This is a genomic window from Salinivibrio sp. YCSC6, from assembly GCF_004916735.1.
GTDB lineage: Bacteria > Pseudomonadota > Gammaproteobacteria > Enterobacterales > Vibrionaceae > Salinivibrio > Salinivibrio proteolyticus.
The window spans coordinates 1-21,226 of record NZ_CP039516.1; the positions used below are offsets into that span (position 1 = coordinate 1).

Below are 21,226 nucleotides of genomic sequence, written 5' to 3' on the forward strand. Positions count from 1 at the left end.
GTGTCATCATCGCTTTGGTTGCAGTGTCTTGAGCGCCTTCAGGAAGACCTACCTGCAACAGAATTCAGTATGTGGGTGCGGCCGTTACAAGCCGAGCTCAATGACAATACGTTGACCCTGTTCGCCCCAAACCGCTTTGTGCTTGATTGGGTGCGAGACAAATACTTGCATCAAATTAACCAGCTGTTGAACGAGTTTTGTGGCGTCGACGTGCCCATGCTGCGGTTTGAAGTGGGCAGCAAACCTGTGTCTGCAGCGCCCGCGGCGGCGCCAGCCGGACCAGCAGCGGCGCCCGCACCACAGCAAGCCCAACCGGCGCCGAGCCGAGGTCGAGTGTGGGAACCGGCGCCGTCACCCGTTCAGTCGGATGTCAATCATCGCTCTAACGTGAACCCCAAACACAAGTTCAATAACTTTGTTGAGGGTAAGTCTAACCAGTTAGCGTTAGCGGCGGCGCGTCAGGTGTCGGATAACCCAGGGGCGGCCTATAATCCGCTTTTTCTTTATGGCGGCACGGGCTTAGGTAAAACTCACTTGTTGCATGCGGTGGGTAATGCGATTTCCGATCGTAAAGCGGATGCGCGCGTGGTGTACATGCACTCAGAGCGTTTCGTGCAAGACATGGTGAAGGCGCTACAAAATAATGCGATTGAAGAATTTAAGCGTTATTACCGCAGTGTCGATGCACTGTTGATCGATGACATTCAATTTTTTGCCAACAAAGAACGCTCGCAAGAAGAATTCTTCCATACCTTTAATGCGTTGCTTGAGGGTAACCAGCAGATCATTCTTACCTCTGACCGCTATCCTAAAGAGATCAACGGGGTTGAGGATCGCTTAAAGTCGCGATTCGGTTGGGGTCTGACAGTCGCCATTGAGCCGCCAGAGCTGGAAACGCGAGTGGCGATTTTGATGAAAAAAGCCGAAGATCATGCGATTCGTTTACCGGATGAGGTGGCGTTCTTTATCGCCAAGCGGTTACGCTCCAACGTCCGAGAGCTTGAAGGGGCCCTCAATCGCGTGATTGCCAACGCGAACTTTACCGGGCGTGCGATCACCATCGATTTTGTCCGAGAAGCGTTGCGAGATCTGCTCGCCTTGCAAGAAAAACTGGTCACCATTGATAATATTCAGAAAACAGTCGCTGAGTATTATAAAATCAAGATGGCGGATTTATTGTCGAAGCGTCGTTCACGGTCGGTCGCGCGCCCTCGTCAAATGGCGATGGCCTTGTCCAAAGAGCTAACCAACCACAGTTTGCCAGAAATTGGTGATGCCTTTGGTGGCCGTGACCATACCACCGTGCTGCATGCGTGTCGTAAAATCGAGCAGCTCCGTGAAGAAAGCCACGACATTAAAGAAGATTACTCTAACCTGATTCGAACATTGTCCTCTTAATTATGAAATTTACTCTTACGCGAGAGCAGCTGCTACAGCCGCTGCAACAAGTATCAGGCGCACTGGGTGGGCGAAGCACGCTGCCTATTCTCAGTAACTTACTCATCCAAGTGGCTGATCAGGCATTGACGTTGACAGCAACGGACATGGAAGTGGAGCTGAATGCCACCGCGCCGTTGGAAGGCGATCACCTCGACGGTGCGATTACAGTGCCTTCGCGCAAGTTTATGGACATCATTAAAGGGTTACACAGTGAAGCCCAAATCACGGTTGCGCAAGAAGGCGATCGTGTGGTGGTACGCGCGGGACGTAGCCGCTTTACGCTGTCGACATTGCCGGCTAATGATTATCCCAACATCGAGCAGTGGCAGGCAGACGTAAGTTTGCAGCTGCCACAAGATAAGTTGCGTCACCTGATTGACGCGACCCAGTTTTCGATGGCGAACCAAGACGTACGCTATTACCTCAACGGACTGTTGTTCGAAACAGAAGGGCAGACATTACGGACGGTCGGAACCGACGGGCACCGGATGGCGGTCTGTCAGCTCTCGATGGATGATACCTTACCCGCGCAGCAAGTGATTGTGCCGCGAAAAGGGGTGAGTGAGCTTGCGCGCTTGTTGGATGACAGTGAGCACCTCGTTAATATCCAAATCGGCGCATCGAACATTCGAGCGGTGGTTGGCAATGTCACCTTCACCTCGAAGTTGGTGGATGGCCGTTTCCCAGACTATCGTCGTGTGCTGCCGCAATCCACCTCTCGCACACTTGAGGTCGACTGTGCGGAGCTCAAGCAAGCGCTGTCGTTAGCTGCGGTGCTGTCTAACGAGAAGTTTCGTGGCGTTCGGATGAATATTGAAGGTAGCGAGCTACGTATTTCCGCCAATAACCCTGAGCAGGAAGAAGCCGAAGAATTTCTCGACGTCACCTTTCAAGGAGAGCCGATCGAAATTGGCTTTAACGTCAGCTACGTGTTGGATGTACTCAACACCTTACGCTGTGACAAAGTGCGCTTTTCGATGACAGATGCGGTGGGCAGTACCCTGATTGAAGACTGTGCCCGTGATGACGCCATGTATGTTGTGATGCCAATCCGCCTCTAGGTTATGGCGCTTACTCGATTGGTCGTTCACGACTTTAGAAATATTGAAGCCTGCGATATCGAACTGTCGTCAGGCTTTAACTTTTTAATTGGCCCCAACGGTAGCGGTAAAACCAGTGTGCTTGAGGCCATCCACTTTCTTGGCCACGGACGCTCATTCCGCAGCGCGCTGAATAGCCGAGTGATCCGTCATCAGCAGCCCAGTTTAACCGTGCATGGACGGGTTAAAACCCAAGATGCGATCTTGCTTCCTGTCGGCATTCAAAAGCGCCGCGATGGCACTGCGGATGTTAAAATAGGTCAAGAGAAAGGGCAGAAGCTGGTGGCCTTAGCGAAAGTGTTGCCTTTACAGCTGATCACCCCTGAAGGATTTGAGCTGCTGACGGATGGTCCCAAATTTCGCCGTGCGTTTATCGATTGGGGTGTGTTTCATTCTCAAGCTGGCTTTTTCGAAGCCTGGACGCGGGTCAAACGACTCACCAAACAACGCAACGCGGCGCTGAAAACGGCGCGGCGCTACCGAGACATCCAGATGTGGGATGCGGAATTGGCGGTGTTGGCTGAGCAAATAAGCCAGTGGCGAGCCGATTATGTGGATGCAGTGGCTGAGCGCGCTGCCGCACTATGCGAGGCTTTTTTACCCGAGTTTTCGATACAATTTAGTTTCTCTCGAGGGTGGGAGAAAGACACGGATTACCAAACCTTGTTGGCAGCCAATTTTGAGCGCGACCAACAAATGGGATACACCGTCTCCGGACCGCACAAGGCGGATTTGCGCATCAAGGTGCAAGGGACGCCGGTGGATGATGTGTTGTCCCGAGGTCAGTTAAAATTAATGGTTTGTGCGCTACGACTTGCACAAGGCCAGCTCTATAGTGAACAACAGGGAATTGCCTGTATTTACTTGATTGATGATTTTGCATCGGAGCTTGATAGTCGCCGCCGAGCCCTATTGGCAAGCGAACTCAAGCGCACCGGCGCACAGGTTTTTGTCAGCGCCATTAGTGCCGATCAAGTCGCGGAAATGTGCGACGAAAATAGTAAGATGTTTCATGTGGAACATGGCAAAATAAACGCAGGATAAATAAGCGAGAGTAACTCAATGTCCAACGAATACGATTCATCGAGTATCAAGGTACTGAAGGGCTTGGACGCCGTCCGTAAGCGTCCGGGAATGTATATCGGCGACACAGACGACGGTACCGGCCTCCACCACATGGTGTTCGAAGTGGTCGATAACTCGATCGATGAAGCACTAGCCGGACATTGTAACGATATCGTGGCGACCATCCACGAAGACGGCTCTGTCTCGGTGAAAGATGATGGTCGTGGTATTCCTGTTGATATCCACGAAGAAGAAGGGGTCTCCGCCGCTGAAGTTATCATGACGGTATTGCATGCCGGCGGTAAGTTTGACGACAACTCCTACAAAGTTTCCGGTGGTTTGCACGGCGTGGGTGTGTCCGTGGTGAACGCACTCTCTGAGAAACTAGAGTTGACCATTTGGCGTGATGGCCATATTCACCAGCTCAACTTTTCCCACGGTGAGCCACAAGGCCCATTGGCGGTGATTGGTGATACCGAACAAACCGGTACCCGTATCCGTTTTTGGCCCAGTGAAGAAACTTTCTCTGACATCCATTTCAACTATGACATCTTAGCCAAGCGTCTACGTGAGCTGTCGTTCCTGAACTCTGGCGTATCGATCAAGCTGGTGGATGAGCGCGAAGAAGATAAAGCGGATCACTTCAAATACGAAGGGGGCATCCGCGCCTTTGTTGAACACCTCAACAATAAGAAAACCGCGATTCACCCGTCGGTATTCCATTTTGAACACACGCGTGAAGATGGTGTGAGCGTTGAAGTGGCGATGCAATGGAATGACGGCTACCAAGAAAACATCTACTGCTTTACCAACAATATTCCACAGCGCGATGGTGGTACCCACCTTGCCGGATTCCGCGCCGCGCTGACGCGTACGCTGAACAGCTTTATGGATAAAGAAGGCTACTCGAAGAAAGCTAAGGCGGCGACCTCGGGCGATGATGCTCGTGAGGGTTTGACCGCTGTGGTGTCGGTGAAAGTGCCTGATCCTAAGTTCTCAAGCCAAACCAAAGATAAGCTGGTGTCGTCAGAAGTGAAGTCTGCCGTTGAGTCGGCCATGGGTGAACACCTGTCTGACTTTTTGATTGAACATCCAGCGGACGCCAAAGTGGTGTGCACTAAGATTATCGATGCGGCGCGCGCGCGTGATGCGGCACGGAAAGCACGAGAGATGACTCGCCGTAAAGGTGCGTTAGATTTAGCGGGTCTTCCCGGCAAGCTAGCTGACTGCCAAGAAAAAGATCCAGCACTGTCAGAACTCTACATTGTGGAGGGTGACTCGGCAGGTGGCTCGGCCAAACAAGGGCGTAACCGTAAGAACCAAGCGATTTTGCCGCTCAAAGGTAAGATCCTTAACGTGGAAAAAGCCCGTTTTGACAAAATGCTCTCGTCGCAAGAAGTCGCGACCCTAATCACTGCGATGGGGTGTGGTATCGGTCGAGAAGAGTACAATCCGGACAAACTACGTTATCACAGCATCATTATCATGACCGATGCGGATGTCGACGGTTCGCACATTCGTACCTTGCTGTTGACCTTCTTCTATCGCCAAATGCCAGAACTGATTGAGCGTGGTTATATCTATATTGCTCAACCTCCTTTGTACAAGGTGAAGAAAGGAAAACAAGAGCAATACATCAAAGATGATGAAGCCATGGAGCAATACCAAGTGGCGTTGGCGTTGGAAAATGCTTCCTTGTTTGTGAATCCAGAAGCGCCCGCGATGCACGGCGAGTCACTCGAGAAATTGGTTAAAGAGTACAATGGGGTTTTGAAACTGATTCAGCGGATGAAACGTCGCTATCCAGCTTCGCTACTCAATGAGTTGCTGTACCAGCCTCGCTTGTCGGTCGATGACCTGCGTGATGAATGGGCGGCGAAGAAGTGGGTTGAAAACATCGTTGCGATTCTAAACCGCAAGTCAACGGGTGAAAGTCAATACAAAGCATCTTGCCGCTTAGACGAAGAGCATCAAGTGTGGGTGCCGGAGCTGGTGGTACGGACGCACGGTGTTGATCACAAGTATCTGGTGAGTTACGACTTCTTAAACTCGAAAGAGTATGGACGTATTGCCAGCTTGTCTGAAACGCTTAATGAGCTGCTTGATGAAGGCGCTTATGTGCAGCGAGGCGAGCGTAAACAAGAAGTGGAAAGCTTCGAGCAAGCGCTGAACTGGCTGATTAAAGAGTCGACGCGTGGTGTATCGCGTCAGCGTTACAAAGGTCTAGGTGAAATGAACCCAGAACAGCTTTGGGAAACCACCATGGATCCTGAAGGTCGCCGTATGATGCAGGTGACCATTCAAGATGCGGTCGCTGCAGACGAGCTGTTTACCACCTTGATGGGTGATCAAGTTGAGCCACGCCGTGCCTTTATCGAAAATAACGCACTCAAAGTGGAAAACCTTGACGTTTAAACGATAAATCAATGGGTTAACCATGAATAAGGCCAGCTTTGCTGGCCTTTTTTATTTTTATGCGAGGCAGTACACAATAGAGTACTGTTTTTATATGGCTCTTCATCGTTCATGGTGGAAAGTCATATCAAGCCCCCCAAAATAGAACAGTATTGCTGTCTTGAACCTTTGTTTGTTTCTAAAGCCTTTAGCTCTAAGCTTCATGTATTGGATCTTGGCATTTATAGCCTCCGCCAAGCCATTCGATGCCTTAAGCCGCATTGCATTAAGGATTGCTGGTAAGTGCTTTTTCACTGTCGCCGCTGCTGTCATCAATGGTTTAATTCCACTTGCTTTAACTAAAGCAAGCCACTCTAGCCATTGATTCCTTGCGCTTCTGATCGAACCTCCGTACCAGATCAGTCTTGCTTGCTCTTTGAGCAACCAGCTAAGGCTTGTATCTATCATGAGCTTGGCCAATCTGTTTATACGCTCCCTCAGGCGACCTTTGAGGTTTCTATTTCTTTTTAGCCAGCCATAACGCGTTCTGTAGCACTCTCGTTTAAGGTATGGCGGTAGACGGTTAACCTCTTGCTTGCGAACATCGTCAACAGCTTTGGTGAGCACTTTTGCTACGTGGAAATGATCAACTGCAATCAAGCGTTTAGATCGTGAGCCAAAGAAGGACTCGGTTGCATTCATAAAAGCTTGGCTCATATCCATCGAGACTGAGCGGACCTGCTGTCTAGCGAGGTTAGGCAGCACTCGATAGCAGTTTGCTAAGCTTTGTTCACTTTTACCGTCGGCAACAGCGAGAACTTGGCCCGTTCGGCTCGACATCACAGTGACATAATCATGCCCTCGGCAAAAGGCAGTTTCGTCTACCAACAGATCTTCTACCTTATTTAAATTTCTCCGGGCGAGCCCTCGTGAAACAGCCTTTTTCATTATCCGATCAATGGCTCCCCAACTCAGTCGAAAGGCTTTAGATACAGAGTGAAGAGAAGTGAACTGAAGTGTTTCAATAATCTTTGTCTCGAAGAGTTCGGTATAGCGACTACCAGGAGATGCCCAAGGAACAGAAACGGTCTGAACCCCGTGCTTTGGACAATCAGCACGTGGGACTTGGGCCTCAAGATATGTTTCGTACTGGCATGTATCCAAATGACGCCATATTCGCTTTCGAGAGTCATGCTTTCTTACCGCTTTCGAACATGTTGGACAAGCAACGCCTGAAGGACTTTCGTACATGATGTTCACGGTAATACGTTGGCTCTTTTTATCCACCTGGACAGAGTCGACAGTCCATGGCGGAATCAGTTCAAGGATCGCTTGATAGAGTGCTGTATCTTTCATCTGATTCAGGGCTCAAGTGCAGAGTGTTTCCTTATTGTCCAATTAATCGGAAAACTTGAAAAGAAACACTTTCCACCACATCCGGTGAAGAGCCTTTTATATACAGTATTTTTGTGGGTGAGTAGACTCAATAGCTCCGTAACGACAAAGTGATAGGAAGCCTGATGTCTATAAAAACGCGTGCTAATCTCCAACTGGTTTATGTGTCTAATATTGACCGTTCCGTGAGTTTCTACCAGCAACTGTTTCAGTGTGAGCCAGTGTTTACCAGCCCAAGATACGTCGCCTTTTCTGCCTCTGAGCAGGGCGATGCTTTGTTCGCGTTGTGGACCGGCGGCGAGCAGCCCTCACCATCAATCACACGACTAAGCGAAATTGGCATTATGGTGCCCACCAATGATGACGTTGATGCCGTTTTTGACCAATGGTCGAACAACCTAACCATCAATGTTGTTCAACCTCCTTACGATGATGTGTTTGGCCGAACCTTCGTGATTCAAGATCCTGATGGGCATTTCGTGCGCGTAGCGCCTATTGATTAAGCATACTGCTATCCTAATGAGGAGCAATTATGATCGATCATTTAAGTACTTACGCAACGAATTTCTCGGCGACTAAAGAATTCTATCGTTCGGTGTTTGAGCCGCTCGGTTATGCGATCCAAATGGAGTTTGTTGCAGAATGGAATACTGATTTTCCGACTCAGCGAATGTGTGCTTTTGGACCAAGCGATCGGCCCATCTTTTGGGTGATAGAAACCCAGACTCCCTATACCCCTCGTCATATCGCATTTTCAGCACCAACAAGAGTGACAGTGGAGGCGTTTTACGATGCTGGAATGAAGGCTGGGGGAATGGATAATGGTAAGCCAGGTCTTAGGCCTATGTATCACAACCATTACTTTGGGGCATTTCTTATTGATCCAGACGGCAATAACATTGAAGCGGTATGCCATCATCCTGAGTCGTAGTTTATCAAAGCGATCAGAGGATATATGAACGCACCTGTATTGATGGATAACCAGTGACACGAGAGGCGATGATAAAAAATCGCTCGACGAGGCTTGAAATCAAATCGCGCAACCTTATATAGAGTAATGAGGCGATGCCATTGGGTCGCCGGGGGCTTGTCCAAGTTGGAAAGCCGTTATTTAGATTTTATTGCTTCATAGGAAGGGTAAGATTATGCGTAACTTTGATTTCTCTCCACTCTATCGTACCGCAATTGGTTTTGACCGTTTGTTCGATTTGGTTGAAAACACGAATGCGTCAAACGCAGGTGGTTTTCCTCCTTACAACATTGAGCAAGGCAAAGAGAACCAATACCGAATTACCATGGCGGTCGCTGGCTTTAGCCAAGACGAAGTAGACATTACTCAGCAAAAAAACAGCCTCACGGTTGCAGGTAAAAAACACAGCCGTAATCAAGATACCAAGTTCTTGTATCAGGGTATTGCTGAGCGTGATTTCGAACGCAAGTTCCACCTCGACGATCACATTAAAGTGACGGGGGCGGAAATGGAAAACGGCATGCTTCATATTGATTTAGTGCGTGAGGTGCCTGAAGAGGAAAAACCTCGTCGCATCGAAATCGGTAGCCGTTTACTCGAAAACGTTGAGTAAGTGTCGGCCAGAACGATACGAAAAAGGAGAGGGCAGCATGGCTGCCCTTTTTTGTGGCTAGAGAATTGTGGTGTTCCGATTCGCAAGCCTGCTTTGCATCTTCGCTTTATAGACACGTTCCCTTTACCTGTACTTGTGGGCGGTTATCGCTCACTAATGATGCCGCGGGTTGAACCTACTATTATGGACTGTGTTTAAAAAGCGCGTGGTGGAGCCGTGAAAAAGAATCTGAGTTGCACAGACTCAGGCGATAGGTTTCACGTGGAACCTTTGGATTAGCTTTACGAACGATTCATTATCATTTACCAAACCAAACCAAACCAAACCAAACCAAACCAAACCAAACCAAACCAAACGATGTGCCTGTTAACGGCATTTTGATATATAACGTGCGGATTCGTTCTGTAGGTTGAACAACCAATAGTCAGGGCTTGGGCTGATGAAGGGCAAAGTCGTCTTTCAGCAATTAGCAAAAATGGGCAGGTTAGATAGCAGCGAGAAGGGAAATAGTATAGAGCGTTTTCGCGTTGGCAAGAGGCGTAATAAGAGGTTTCACGTGGAACATGTGTGTACCTATGTTCCACGTGAAACCAACAGTTATCCTTCGTTGTAGGCGCGCGCGACTTCTTCGGCAATCACTTTTATACCTTGTTGCATGGCATCATCTTCTTGGACATAGTTCATGCGAATGCATTGCTTAGCATGATCCCAGCCTTCGTGCTCTACACCAATAAAGAAATACTCTCCGGGGACAACCAGTACACCGCGTGCCTTTAAGCGTTTATATAACTCTTGGGTGGAGATTGGGAGATCGTTAAACCAGAGCCAAAGGAAGATAGCGCCTTCTGGCTTATGAACACGAACGCGCTCATCGTTAATAGTTTCCAGCACCATCTTTAATGTGCGCTGCGACTTTTGTTGGTAGAAAGGACGAACGACATCTTTACTTAAGCGTAATAGATCACCGCGTTCTATCATCGCTAGCGCCATTGCTGGCCCCACACTGTTTGGTGACAGACTGACGATGCCGTTGATATTTGACATCGCACTGATCACGGCTTCATTCGCAATTACAATCCCACAACGCACCCCCGGCAACCCTAACTTACTGAGGCTAGAGCAGAGGATGGTGTTTTCATTCCAGAACGGTGCAACGTCTTCAAAAATAATATCAGGGAAGGGCGTGCCATAGGCGTTATCGATGATCAGTGGAATATTGTTGTCGCGTGCGAGTTGGTCCAGTTGTTGAATTTCGTTATCGGTTAACACGTTCCCGGTCGGGTTAGTCGGGCGGGAAGCACAGATGGCGCCAATGCTTTCATCAATCTTTAGGCGGCTGAAATCGACGTGGTACTTAAATTGGCGGTTATCCAATAATTCAATGTCAGGTTGGTAGCTAACAAAGATATCGTCGTTGATGCCGGCGTCACCATAACCGATATATTCGGGCGCTAGGGGCAGCAAGATTTTTTTGTGGCTACCATCGGCGTAGCGTCCAGCTAATAGGTTAAACAGATAGAAGAATGCACTTTGGCTGCCATTGGTCAGCATGATGTTCTTGCTTGAGAGTTGCCAACCATAGGTCTGATTAAGAAGTTCAGCAAGCGCATTGAGCAATGCCGATTTACCTTGGGGGCCATCATAGTTGGTCATGGCATGTAATAGGCTGCCATCTTCTAACATTGACTGGCTAAGCGTTTTAAAATACTCGAGCATTTCTGGGATGGCTGCAGGGTTGCCGCCACCCAACATAATGGCATCTGGGTTACGTAAGCCATCATTCAGATCGTCCATTAGTTGCGTGATGCCTGAGTGGTTAGCGAGTTTCTCGCCAAAGTGAGTGACTTCCATGGTTACTGCCTTCAAGGTTCGGTGTTGTTGTTATGGTTAAACAGCCATCAACATACAACAATCTATTGTGCAAAAGAAAGTATCGAGAGCTCGTTATCGGATAATCAATAGGCCGTGCGATTGACGGACTTGTTACGTTATCGGTACACCTTGACCGAACCATTGCAGCAGTGATTTAGGCGCTGATTGTTCCACGTGAAACCATGATGACGCTTCGACAATCATGCGATGGAATGGATAGGGAGAGATAATCACGGGTAAGGCGTTAAGAGTAGAGACACCTTAATTCAATAAAAAAGCCCCGCGTTATAGCGGGGCTGAGTCGTGTATTGCTGATAATTACTTCTGTAGAACAGAGATATCTGCCACGTTGAGGAACTGCTCACGGATAAGGTGAAGCATCGCCAAACGGTTGGCTTTCAGTGCAGGATCATCTGCCATGACCATCACGTTATCAAAGAAGGTATCAACCGGTGTGCGTAATTGCGCCAGCTCGGTCAACGCGCCTTGATAATCGCTGTCAGCAAATAAAGGTTTAACCGCGGCGACTTTCTCTGCCACTACGTCCGCCAATGCTTTTTCAGCGTCTTCTTGGAGCAAGCTAGTATCGACGCTGCTAGGAAGCTCGCCGTCATACTTGGCCAAGATATTACCCACTCGCTTATTGGCCGCAGCCAGTGCTTCGGCTTCTTCAAGACTGCGGAAGTGCGACACCGCTTTAACGCGACTGTCAAAGTCAGCAGGCTTGGTTGGACGACGTGCCAACACCGCTTGGATGATATCCACGCTATAGCCCATATCTTGGTACCAAGCGCGGAAACGACCTAGCATAAAGTCGAGGACATCCGCCTCTACCTCTTTGTGAGTCAGACGGTCATCGTACTGAGCTTTGGCATCGCGGATGAGGTCGACAAGATCAAGCTGATAGCCGTTCTCGACGATAATACGCAGAACGCCTAACGCGGCACGACGCAGGGCGAAGGGGTCACTCCCTTTAGGTGCTTGACCAATACCAAAGATGCCCACGATGGTATCCATTTTGTCAGCCATCGCGAGTGCTGAGGAGACCGGCGTCGTAGGCAGCTTATCACCGGCAAAGCGCGGCCAGTATTGCTCATTCAGCGCCAGCGCTACGGCTTCGGGCTCGCCATCATGACGCGCATAGTGCATGCCCATCACGCCTTGGGTTTCAGTGAACTCAAACACCATCGAGGTCATGAGATCACACTTAGCCAGTTGGCCTGCGCGCTCAGTGTGTGCCTTGTCGGCACCGATACGCTCTGCAATTTGTCCTGCGAGTGCAGTAATGCGATCGGTTTTATCTTTGATGGTACCCAATTGCTTTTGGAATACCGCGCTATCTAGCTCTGGCAGGCGATCAATCAATGGGCGCTTGCGGTCAGTATCAAAGAAGAACTCCGCATCCGCGAGGCGAGGACGCACGACTTTTTCATTCCCTGAGATAACCTGCGCCGGATCTTTCGATTCAATGTTAGACACGAAGATGAACTTAGGCAGTAGCTCGCCGTTGGCGTCATAGACAGGGAAGTACTTTTGGTCGCCTTTCATGGTGTACACCAGCGCTTCTGATGGCACTTTAAGGAACTTGTCCTCAAAAGAGGCAGTCAGTACCACTGGCCACTCCACCAGTGAAGTGACTTCTTCAACCAAGTCTTCATCCAGCTCAGCCATCCCACCAACCGCGGCAGCTGCTGCTTTGGCATCTTTAATAATCAATGCCTTACGCTTTTCATAATCGGCCATGACCTTACCTTCACGCTCGAGGCGCTCTGGGTATTGGTCAGCATGATCCAGCGTTAAGCTCGATTCACCCATAAAGCGGTGACCGCGAATCACGCGATCGGACGCCACGCCAAGGATGGTGCCTTCAATCAAGGTGTCCCCATACAGCATCACTAAGGTTTTCACTGGGCGGATAAACTGGGTGTCTTTGTCACCCCAGCGCATGGGTTTAGGAATAGGCAGTTTGCTCAGGGCGTTATCGGCCAGTACCGGCAATAAGGCGTCGATGGCTTGACCGGGTACGTGTTGACGATACAGCAACCATTCACCTTTATCGGTTTTTAGGCGCTCGGCCTCGCTCACGTCAATCCCGTTACCGCGCGCCCAACCCATGGCCGCTTTGGTGGGGTTGCCATCTGCGTCAAAGGCGGCGCTGACCGCAGGTCCGCGTTTCTCAACCACTTTATCTGGCTGGCGATCGCTCAACGCTGCAACTTTAAGTGCTAAGCGACGTGGGGAGGCGTACCAAGTAATCCCTTGGTGGCTCAGATCAGCGTCTTTCAATTGTGCGTCGAATTGGCTGGCAAAAGCTTCAGCCAAGGTGCGCAAGGCTGTGGGTGGTAGCTCTTCAGTGCCGAGCTCAATCAGGAAATTTTGCGTTGCCATGATGCTCCCTTATTTGGTGTGTCGGCACATCGGGAAGCCCAGCGCTTCGCGAGATGCGTAGTAGGCTTCGGCGACACGTTTAGTCAGTGTGCGAATGCGCAGAATATAGCGTTGACGTTCAGTCACTGAGATGGCTTTACGCGCATCCAGCAGGTTGAACGCATGACCGGCTTTTAGGATCTGTTCGTAAGCAGGCAAAGGGAGCGGCTGCTCGAGATCCAGTAGCTTGGTACTTTCGGCTTCGCACTGATCAAAGTAGCGGAACAGAAAATCAACATCAGCGTGTTCAAAGTTGTAGGTCGATTGCTCCACTTCGTTTTGGTGGAAAATATCGCCGTAGGTCACTTTGCCAAATGGGCCATCGGTCCAAACCAGATCATACACAGAATCGACTTCTTGAATATACATCGCCAGACGTTCGATACCGTAGGTAATCTCACCAGTGACCGGCTTACATTCCAGCCCGCCGACTTGTTGGAAGTAGGTAAACTGGGTGATCTCCATCCCGTTCAGCCAGACTTCCCAGCCTAGGCCCCAGGCGCCAAGCGTTGGGTTTTCCCAGTTATCTTCCACAAAGCGAATGTCGTGGACCTCTGGATCAATACCCAGCACACGCAGCGAGCCCAAATACAGCTCTTGAATGTTATCGGGTGACGGTTTCAGGATGGTTTGAAACTGGTAGTAGTGCTGCAGACGGTTCGGGTTCTCGCCATAACGCCCATCGGTAGGACGACGAGAAGGTTGAACGTAAGCCGCTGCAATAGGCTCTGGACCAAGTGCACGCAAGCATGTCATTGGGTGGGAGGTACCTGCACCCACTTCCATGTCTAGCGGCTGAACAATGGTACAGCCTTGCTGGGCCCAATAATCCTGCAGCGCGAGGATCATACCCTGAAAGGTTTTGATATCGAATTTATGCATTGTCAGGTTCGCGCGAGTTGATGAATGGAGAAAATAGCTGGCAATTATAACTCGCAGTGCGCTCAAGCAGTAGGGGGCTGGCGGATTTTTGTGCGCCTTTGATTCGCTTATTTTCTGCATATAGAGGGAGGAGGAATAGAAGTTGCCAAGCGATTGTTCAAATCGTACACTAGCGTCGTCTTGGGGAGTAGTCGACCACTGCACAGTCAGTGGGGCAATCATCAACATAGTTGAAGCAAAATCTTCATGGTGATTGCAAGCCTGCCATTAGGTGCTCTGGGCTTGACGAGACCAACGACAATCGCACGAACCGGGGTGGGGCGTGTGTGTTGTCGTGGTTGAATCATAATAAGCCCTGCCCCAGATGAGTAATGTCATGAGCGTTCTTGCTATTTCTATCTCCACCGTCACCTTGGCGGAAATCGGGGATAAAACCCAACTACTATCGCTGGCGTTAGCGACACGTTTTCGTAAGCCCGCGGTGATTATCTTTGCTATTTTCGTGGCGACGTTAGTCAACCACGCCATTGCCGCCTGGCTCGGGGTGGTCGCGGCCGATATACTGACCGATACCGTATTGCATATTGTTTTGATCATCAGTTTTAGCGTGATGGCGGTATGGATGCTGATCCCTGACAAGCTTGAGGAAGAAGGGATTCAGGGTAAAAGCGCTTTCTGGGCGAGCTTCAGTGCCTTTTTTGTTGCAGAAATCGGCGATAAAACTCAGATCGCAACCACAGCATTGGGCGCTCAGTTTAATGATGCGCTTTGGATTGTGGTGATTGGGTCAACCATTGGCATGCTGTTGGCCAATGTTCCCGTGGTGTTGGCCGGTGATAGAATTCAACGTCATGTGCCATTTGCGGTGGTACGGGCGCTCGCCGCAGCCATGTTTGCGGCGTTGGCTGTACTTGATACCTGGTATCTACTGAGTTAGCGCAAGACAATGATGGATCGATAAGGGTTGGCGTTATGCCAGCCCTTTTTTGATCAAAAATTGAAACGGCACGGTCTCTGTTTGGGCTGCGACCAGGGTATGGTCCATAAAGCGACAAAAACTCGGGATATCCCGTGTCGTGGAGGGATCATCCGCGGTGATAAGCAAGGTCTGACCGTCATCCATATGGCGGATACGCTTACGCACCATCATTACTGGCTCGGGGCAACGTAGGCCTATGGCATCAAGTTGGAGATCGGCATGGTCAAAAGGGGCAGTCATGGTAAATACCTCGAAAAATGTCGGTCTGATCATACTTATGGCGAGGAATTATTCAAACAGGGTTGTGTTTGTAAAAAGAATGTGTAGATTAATTAACAAGTCGTTAACGAAAGGCGAAGTCATGAGAAAAGCACAAACGGGCAAATTGGGCTTGGCTTATGGACACCGTATCGCAACTTACACAGGGCTGAGCGGACTCGCTTTTTGGGAATTAACGCAAAGTCATGAGCACGCTCTCTTGGCAACACTAGCAATTTGCGCTGCAGCGCTGGGGCTATTGGTGGAAACTTTAGCCACTTCGACACCACGTTCGCAGTCTGACTAGGCTAAATCACTCAACAGCTACACTCACTCCCAGTTTTCTTGGGCTTCCCCGCTTTCGGAGCGGGATTTTTTTTGTCTGTACGTCACCAAAAAAGGCCAACCTGTAACAAAGATTGGCCTTGTTGCGTGGATTAGCCTTGGTGAGCAATATCAATCACCACGCGGCCTTTCACCTCGCCCTGAATAATTTTATCCGCATATTCTGGGGTTTGCGCCAGTGCGATAGTGTGGCATGCCTGTTCAAAGTAACTGGCTGGGAGTAGCTTGGTAAGTGACTGCCACGCAGCTTGACGCTGCGCTTTCGGGCAAGAAACGGAGTCAACACCTTGCAATCGCACATTGCGCAAAATAAACGGCATCACAGTTGCGGGTAAATCAAAACCGCCGGCAAGGCCGCATGCGGCGACCGTCCCCCCGTACTGGATTTGTGAGAGGACATTGGCAAGCATTTGACTGCCGACGGTATCAATTGCGCCAGCCCACTGTTGCTTGTCCAGCGGGCGACCGGGTGCGCTAAAGGACTCACGCGGTAGCACGTCGTCAGCGCCTAGTTGCTTAAGCCACGCTTGGTTGGCTTCAAGTCGGCCTGTGACTGCACTGACGCGATAGCCCAAAGCATGCAATAAGGTGACCGCGACAGAGCCAACGCCGCCACTCGCGCCGGTGACCAACACAGGACCATCTTCAGGTTTTACGCCGCCATCGATTAAGGCTTGTACACATAACATGGCGGTAAACCCAGCGGTACCTACCATCATTGCCTGTTGCTCAGTGAGGCCCTCAGGGAGGGGAACGAGCCAGTCGCCATTAACACGCGCTTTCTCGGCCATGCCACCCCAGTGTGACTCTCCGACGCCCCAGCCAGTCAGTACTACTTTGTCTCCGGGCATATAGTCAGGATGCTGGCTATCGGCAACCGTGCCCGCAAAGTCTATCCCCGGCACCATGGGGAATTGGCGAACAATCTTACCTTTGCCGGTGATGGCTAGGCCGTCTTTATAATTGAGGGAGCTGAAATCAACATTGACGGTGACATTACCATCAGGCAGCAAATCGTCATCGAGTGAGGTGATCTTCGCGAGGGTTTGTTTTTCGTGTTGTTCGAGGACAAGCGCGTTAAACATGGCATTCTCCCGGTTGGAATAAGTGAGCGGCCATACTAGGCCGTGCGAATAAGCAACCACTTGCGTTACATCAATCACTATGCGATTGAACGCCGTTAGACGCAACCTAAAAAAAAGAGCGGTAAACACCGCTCTTTCATGGTCACAAGGAAGGCATTACACGCGCTCGAACACGGTGGCAATCCCTTGGCCTAAGCCAATACACATGGTTGCCAAGCCTATTGTCGCATCTTGACGCTCCATTTGATGTAACAAGGTGGTCGAGATGCGTGCGCCTGAACACCCTAATGGATGTCCTAACGCAATGGCACCTCCATTGAGGTTAACCTTTTCATCCATTTTATCCATCAGGCCGAGATCTTTCACACAAGGCAAAGACTGGGCAGCAAATGCCTCATTCAGTTCGACCAAGTCAATGTCATCGATGCTTAGGCCCGCACGTTTGAGCGCTTTTTTGGTCGCTGGGACCGGGCCATAGCCCATGATGGATGGGTCACAACCTGCAACGCCCATCGCGCGGATGCGAGCACGAATTGGCAGGCCTAGTGCTTTGGCTTTCTCTTCGCTCATCACTAGCATTGCTGCCGCACCATCGGAAAGGGCCGATGAAGTACCTGCTGTCACTGTGCCGTTTGCCGGATCAAAGGCGGGACGCAAACCGGCGAGGCTCTCTACGGTGGTCTCTGGACGAATCACTTCATCATTTTCCACCAAGGTGAGCAGGCCATCGGCATCGTGGCCTTCAATCGGCGCGATCTCGTCTTTAAAGCGGCCTTCAACGGTAGCGGCGTGCGCACGGGCATGGGAGCGTGCCGCAAACTCATCTTGCATTTCACGGCTAATGCCGTGCATACGGCCAAGCATTTCTGCGGTCAGTCCCATCATACCGGCGGCTTTGGCGACGGATTTTGACAGCCCTGGGTGGAAGTCGACGCCATGGTTCATGGGAACATGGCCCATGTGCTCCACACCACCAATTAAAAAGGTATCGCCATCGCCAACCATAATGGCACGGGCGGCGTCATGGAGAGCCTGCATCGACGAGCCACACAGGCGGTTGACGGTGGTTGCACCCACGCTATGTGGAATGCCAGCAAGGAGTGCTGCATTACGGGCAATATTAAAACCTTGCTCGAGCGTTTGCTGGACACAGCCCCAGTAGATGTCTTCGATGCTGGTGCTTTCTACCGCAGGGTTGCGTGCCAGCAGAGATTTCATCAGATGCGCGGATAGATCTTCAGCGCGGACGTTGCGAAATACACCGCCTTTCGAACGGCCCATGGGGGTACGGATACAGTCAACGATCACTACATTGTTCATTGTTCTCTCCTTAAACTTAGGCTGATTGCGGTGCGTTGACCGGTGTAACATCAAAATAAGCCTGTTTGTCGCCAGCTCGACGTTTCATATCAGCGGGGACGTGATACAAGGCACCGAGATCCGCCAACTTTTCTGCCATGGCGACATAGTTTTCGACACCCAAGGTATCCACGTAGCGGAAAGCACCGCCTCGGAATGGAGGGAAGCCGATACCGTAAACCAAAGCAATGTCTGCTTCTGCCGGAGAGGCAATGATGTTTTCTTCCAAGCAGCGGGCGACTTCGTTGATCATCGGCACCATCATACGAGCGATAATATCCTCGTCACTGATCTCTGCTTGACCACCTTCAATCACGGGGGCGAGCAACGCAGGGACTGCTTCATCGGCTTCTTTTTTCGGCTTGCCTTTTTTGTCTGTGGTGTAGCGATAGAAGCCTTTGCCATTTTTCTGACCAAAGCGCTCGGCCTCATACATCACATCAATGGCATCACGGCCAGATTTACTCATACGGTCTGGGAAGCCTTCTGCCATCACTGCCTGAGCATGATGTGCGGTATCGATACCAACCACATCAAGCAGATAAGCAGGGCCCATAGGCCAGCCAAATTGTTTTTCCATGATTTTGTCAATGCGCTGGAAGTCCACTCCGTCACGCAGTAGCAAGCTAAAGGCATGGAAGTAGGGGAACAATACGCGGTTGACGAAAAAGCCGGGGCAGTCGTTGACGACCACGGGCGATTTACCCATCTTGGCGGCATAAGCCACCACGCGCGCGATGGTTTCATCAGAGGTTTTCTCGCCACGAATCACTTCCACTAATGGCATGCGATGAACCGGGTTAAAGAAGTGCATGCCACAGAAGTTTTCTGGGCGGGCCAAAGACTTGGCGAGGGTGTTAATTGGAATGGTGGAGGTATTAGAGGCAATCACCGTATCGTCACTGACTAGCGCTTCCACTTCTTTGAGTACGCTCGCTTTGATTTTCGGGTTCTCGACCACAGCCTCGACCACGACATCGCTGTGCTCAATGCCCGCATAGTGGAGGCTTGGAGTGATTGATGACAGCACTTGGCCCATTTTAAAGCCATCAATGCGACCGCGGCTAAGTTGCTTATTCAACAACTTGGTCGCTTCCGTCATGCCCAGCTCCAATGACTGAGGCGCGATGTCTTTCATCATTACCGGCACGCCTTTCAGCGCGGATTGATACGCGATACCGCCGCCCATGATGCCTGCGCCGAGCACAGCTCCACGCTGCGTATCTTTACCTTGTTTGGCTGCTTTCTTTGCATTGCCCTTAATGACTTGGTCATTGAGGAAAATGCCCACAAGGGCTTTGGCAACGTCAGTCTTGGCCAATTTAACAAAGTAACGGTTCTCAACCTCAAGCGCCTCATCACGTCCAAGGCTTGCGGCTTCTTCTATCGCCTTAACGGCCGCCATCGGAGCGGGATAATGCTTACCAGCAACCTGAGCGACCATGCCTTTGGCCATGGTAAAGCTCATCGCCGCTTCGGTGCGATTAAGGGCTAAAGGTTGTTGTTTTTGATGGCGGCGGGTTTGCCAATCAATCTTGCCTTCAATGGCTTGAGTAAGCATGGCTATCGCGGCATCACGCAGTTTGTCGCTCTCTACCACCGCGTCGACCAGTCCTTCTTTCAGCGCAGCACTGGCGCGCTTGTCTTTTCCTGCGGTAATCAGCTCCATTGCGGTATCTGCGCCGACAAGACGTGGCAAACGAACGGTCCCTCCAAAGCCCGGCATAATACCGAGTTTGGTTTCGGGTAGACCGATACGGGCGTCAGTGCTCGCCACGCGTAAGTCAGTGGCGAGTACGCACTCACAACCACCGCCAAGAGCATGGCCATTAATGGCACTGATCGTTGGGAAAGGTAGGTCTTCCAAGCGGTTAAAAATAGCGTTAGCACGTGCCACCCAGTCAGACAGTTCCTGATCTGGCTTGGCAAACAGGCCGAGAAATTCTGTGATATCCGCGCCTACAATAAAGGCTGATTTGGCTGAGGTGAGTAATAAGCCTTTAATGTCTTGGCCCGCAAGCGCTTCCAGCGCTTCGTTTAAGCTTTCTAGCGTTGCAAGATCCAGTTTGTTGACAGAACCTTGGCTGTCCAGCGTCAGTTCTGCAATGCCGTTATCCAATGCACGAACTGAAAGGTTATCTCCTTGGTAGATCATGGTCGTTCTCCACGTTGGCAGTACCATCCTGGTTGAAGAGTGTTCTGGTTAGACCAGATGCGACCTAGTGTGGATCATTGTTATAAGAAATGACAACCAAAAGTTAAACGAATGTTTAAAATATGTGGTGTGAGTAGAAGCTTTACACTGCGTTATTCTCTGATGGGCTATGGTAGACTGACGGGGAAAAGTATTGGGTCGAGCTGTGTATGTCCATCACTCCCTATCGGGTTCCTGCTCAAACAGTCCGCTGTGAGCAGGAGATAAAGAAAAGTCGCTTCATTACCTACCTTGCTCATACGCAAGGAGAAGAAGACGCCAAACAATTTATTCAATCTATCCGTGAGACCTATCCAGATGCACGTCATCATTGTTGGGCATTCGTCGCGGGTCGGCCTGAATCCTCCGTACAGTGGGGATGTGGCGATGATGGTGAACCTGCCGGGACGGCGGGTAAGCCCATGCTCGCGCAGCTTTCCGGTGCGAATGTCGGTGAAATTTGTGCGGTGGTGGTGCGATACTTCGGTGGGGTAAAGCTGGGTACCGGTGGCTTGGTGAAAGCATACGGAAGTAGTGTGCAACAAGCGTTGATGATGATGGAAACGCGAGAAATTGCTGTCACGGTTCCTTACGTCTTAAGCTGTGAATATGCTCACATTGATACAATTGAATCCTTACTCAAGCAATACCATGGCGTTCAGCTTGATGCAGAATTCAGTCATAATGTGCGATTAACTGTGCGCATTGACGCGCGATTTGTCGCAGATTTTCTAGAAGCATTAAAAAACCAGACCCGCGGCCAGGCCCATGTGTCTCCGCTGGAAAATGAATCAACGTCAGGCACCTAGCCTGCTTTACGTGTAACGACGAGACGTCAGTTGAATACT

18 protein-coding genes and 1 riboswitch are annotated in these 21,226 nt (G+C 50.4%); of the genes, 10 read left to right on the forward strand and 8 right to left on the reverse strand.

The genetic code is table 11. The features are described from left to right. Genes dnaA through gyrB form a run of 4 tightly spaced genes read left to right on the forward strand, consistent with a single transcriptional unit; the run spans nucleotide 1 to nucleotide 6,020 of the window. Nucleotides 1-1,398 (forward strand): chromosomal replication initiator protein DnaA, encoded by a 1,398-nt coding sequence (dnaA, locus tag E8E00_RS00005; protein WP_069590741.1) that lies wholly within the window; start codon nucleotides 1-3, stop codon nucleotides 1,396-1,398. A 2-nt stretch (nucleotides 1,399-1,400) separates the two neighbouring features. Further along, nucleotides 1,401-2,501 (forward strand): DNA polymerase III subunit beta, encoded by a 1,101-nt coding sequence (dnaN, locus tag E8E00_RS00010; protein ID WP_077663435.1) that lies wholly within the window; start codon nucleotides 1,401-1,403, stop codon nucleotides 2,499-2,501. A 3-nt stretch (nucleotides 2,502-2,504) separates the two neighbouring features. Continuing rightward, nucleotides 2,505-3,584 (forward strand): DNA replication/repair protein RecF, encoded by a 1,080-nt coding sequence (gene recF / locus E8E00_RS00015; RefSeq protein WP_096630306.1) that lies wholly within the window; start codon nucleotides 2,505-2,507, stop codon nucleotides 3,582-3,584. An 18-nt stretch (nucleotides 3,585-3,602) separates the two neighbouring features. Next, nucleotides 3,603-6,020, forward strand: a complete 2,418-nt coding sequence (gene gyrB / locus E8E00_RS00020) for a DNA topoisomerase (ATP-hydrolyzing) subunit B (protein ID WP_096630303.1) — start codon at nucleotides 3,603-3,605, stop codon at nucleotides 6,018-6,020. A 102-nt stretch (nucleotides 6,021-6,122) separates the two neighbouring features. Here gyrB and E8E00_RS00025 read toward each other — a convergent pair whose 3' ends face one another. Continuing rightward, a complete protein-coding gene (locus E8E00_RS00025) occupies nucleotides 6,123-7,355 on the reverse strand; it encodes an ISL3 family transposase (RefSeq protein ID WP_096628105.1) in 1,233 nt (410 codons plus the stop codon). A 164-nt stretch (nucleotides 7,356-7,519) separates the two neighbouring features. Between E8E00_RS00025 and E8E00_RS00030 the strand changes: the two genes are divergently transcribed. The 3 genes from E8E00_RS00030 to E8E00_RS00040 all read left to right on the forward strand — a co-directional run bounded on the left by E8E00_RS00030 (nucleotide 7,520) and on the right by E8E00_RS00040 (nucleotide 8,977). Next, nucleotides 7,520-7,897, forward strand: a complete 378-nt coding sequence (locus E8E00_RS00030) for a VOC family protein (protein WP_069586528.1) — start codon at nucleotides 7,520-7,522, stop codon at nucleotides 7,895-7,897. Nucleotides 7,898-7,926: 29 nt separating this feature from the next. Then, nucleotides 7,927-8,325 carry a VOC family protein gene (locus tag E8E00_RS00035; RefSeq protein WP_096630300.1) on the forward strand — a complete coding sequence of 133 codons (399 nt, stop codon included), beginning with the start codon at nucleotides 7,927-7,929 and terminating at the stop codon, nucleotides 8,323-8,325. 214 nt (nucleotides 8,326-8,539) lie between these two features. After that, entirely contained in the window at nucleotides 8,540-8,977 is a 438-nt protein-coding gene (locus E8E00_RS00040) for an Hsp20 family protein (RefSeq protein WP_077458063.1), read from the forward strand. 597 nt (nucleotides 8,978-9,574) lie between these two features. Here E8E00_RS00040 and E8E00_RS00045 read toward each other — a convergent pair. The 3 genes from E8E00_RS00045 to glyQ all read right to left on the reverse strand — a co-directional run bounded on the left by E8E00_RS00045 (nucleotide 9,575) and on the right by glyQ (nucleotide 14,158). Further along, on the reverse strand, nucleotides 9,575-10,828 hold the full coding sequence (locus E8E00_RS00045) for a valine--pyruvate transaminase (protein WP_096630297.1): 1,254 nt from the start codon (nucleotides 10,826-10,828) through the stop codon (nucleotides 9,575-9,577). A 339-nt stretch (nucleotides 10,829-11,167) separates the two neighbouring features. Continuing rightward, nucleotides 11,168-13,237: a glycine--tRNA ligase subunit beta gene (glyS, locus tag E8E00_RS00050; protein WP_096630294.1), complete on the reverse strand. Its 2,070-nt coding sequence runs from the start codon at nucleotides 13,235-13,237 to the stop codon at nucleotides 11,168-11,170. Between the two features lie 9 nt (nucleotides 13,238-13,246). Beyond that, nucleotides 13,247-14,158, reverse strand: a complete 912-nt coding sequence (glyQ, locus tag E8E00_RS00055) for a glycine--tRNA ligase subunit alpha (RefSeq protein WP_046074837.1) — start codon at nucleotides 14,156-14,158, stop codon at nucleotides 13,247-13,249. 180 nt (nucleotides 14,159-14,338) lie between these two features. Then, a riboswitch (yybP-ykoY riboswitch) is annotated at nucleotides 14,339-14,506 on the forward strand. Between the two features lie 28 nt (nucleotides 14,507-14,534). Here glyQ and E8E00_RS00060 point away from each other — a divergent pair. Then, a complete protein-coding gene (locus E8E00_RS00060) occupies nucleotides 14,535-15,095 on the forward strand; it encodes a TMEM165/GDT1 family protein (protein WP_077663445.1) in 561 nt (186 codons plus the stop codon). A 33-nt stretch (nucleotides 15,096-15,128) separates the two neighbouring features. Here the strand turns inward: E8E00_RS00060 and tusA are convergent, their stop codons facing one another. Beyond that, nucleotides 15,129-15,377 (reverse strand): sulfurtransferase TusA, encoded by a 249-nt coding sequence (tusA, locus tag E8E00_RS00065; RefSeq protein ID WP_069586522.1) that lies wholly within the window; start codon nucleotides 15,375-15,377, stop codon nucleotides 15,129-15,131. Here tusA and E8E00_RS00070 point away from each other — a divergent pair. Beyond that, a complete protein-coding gene (locus E8E00_RS00070; RefSeq protein WP_096630291.1) occupies nucleotides 15,376-15,702 on the forward strand; it encodes a hypothetical protein in 327 nt (108 codons plus the stop codon). The genes tusA and E8E00_RS00070 overlap by 2 nt on opposite strands. A 130-nt stretch (nucleotides 15,703-15,832) precedes the next feature. On the opposite strand, the gene E8E00_RS00075 is transcribed toward E8E00_RS00070, so the two are convergent. The 3 genes from E8E00_RS00075 to fadB form a co-directional block, all read right to left on the reverse strand. After that, nucleotides 15,833-16,825 carry an MDR family oxidoreductase gene (locus E8E00_RS00075; protein ID WP_069586520.1) on the reverse strand — a complete coding sequence of 331 codons (993 nt, stop codon included), beginning with the start codon at nucleotides 16,823-16,825 and terminating at the stop codon, nucleotides 15,833-15,835. A gap of 156 nt (nucleotides 16,826-16,981) precedes the next feature. Then, nucleotides 16,982-18,145, reverse strand: a complete 1,164-nt coding sequence (gene fadA / locus E8E00_RS00080) for an acetyl-CoA C-acyltransferase FadA (RefSeq protein ID WP_077458051.1) — start codon at nucleotides 18,143-18,145, stop codon at nucleotides 16,982-16,984. 16 nt (nucleotides 18,146-18,161) lie between these two features. After that, nucleotides 18,162-20,339, reverse strand: coding sequence for a fatty acid oxidation complex subunit alpha FadB (gene fadB / locus E8E00_RS00085; protein WP_096630289.1), 2,178 nt, complete (start codon nucleotides 20,337-20,339; stop codon nucleotides 18,162-18,164). A 209-nt stretch (nucleotides 20,340-20,548) separates the two neighbouring features. Here fadB and E8E00_RS00090 point away from each other — a divergent pair, with 209 nt between their 5' ends. Beyond that, nucleotides 20,549-21,187: a YigZ family protein gene (locus E8E00_RS00090; RefSeq protein WP_096630286.1), complete on the forward strand. Its 639-nt coding sequence runs from the start codon at nucleotides 20,549-20,551 to the stop codon at nucleotides 21,185-21,187. The last annotated feature ends 39 nt before the right edge of the window (nucleotides 21,188-21,226 follow it).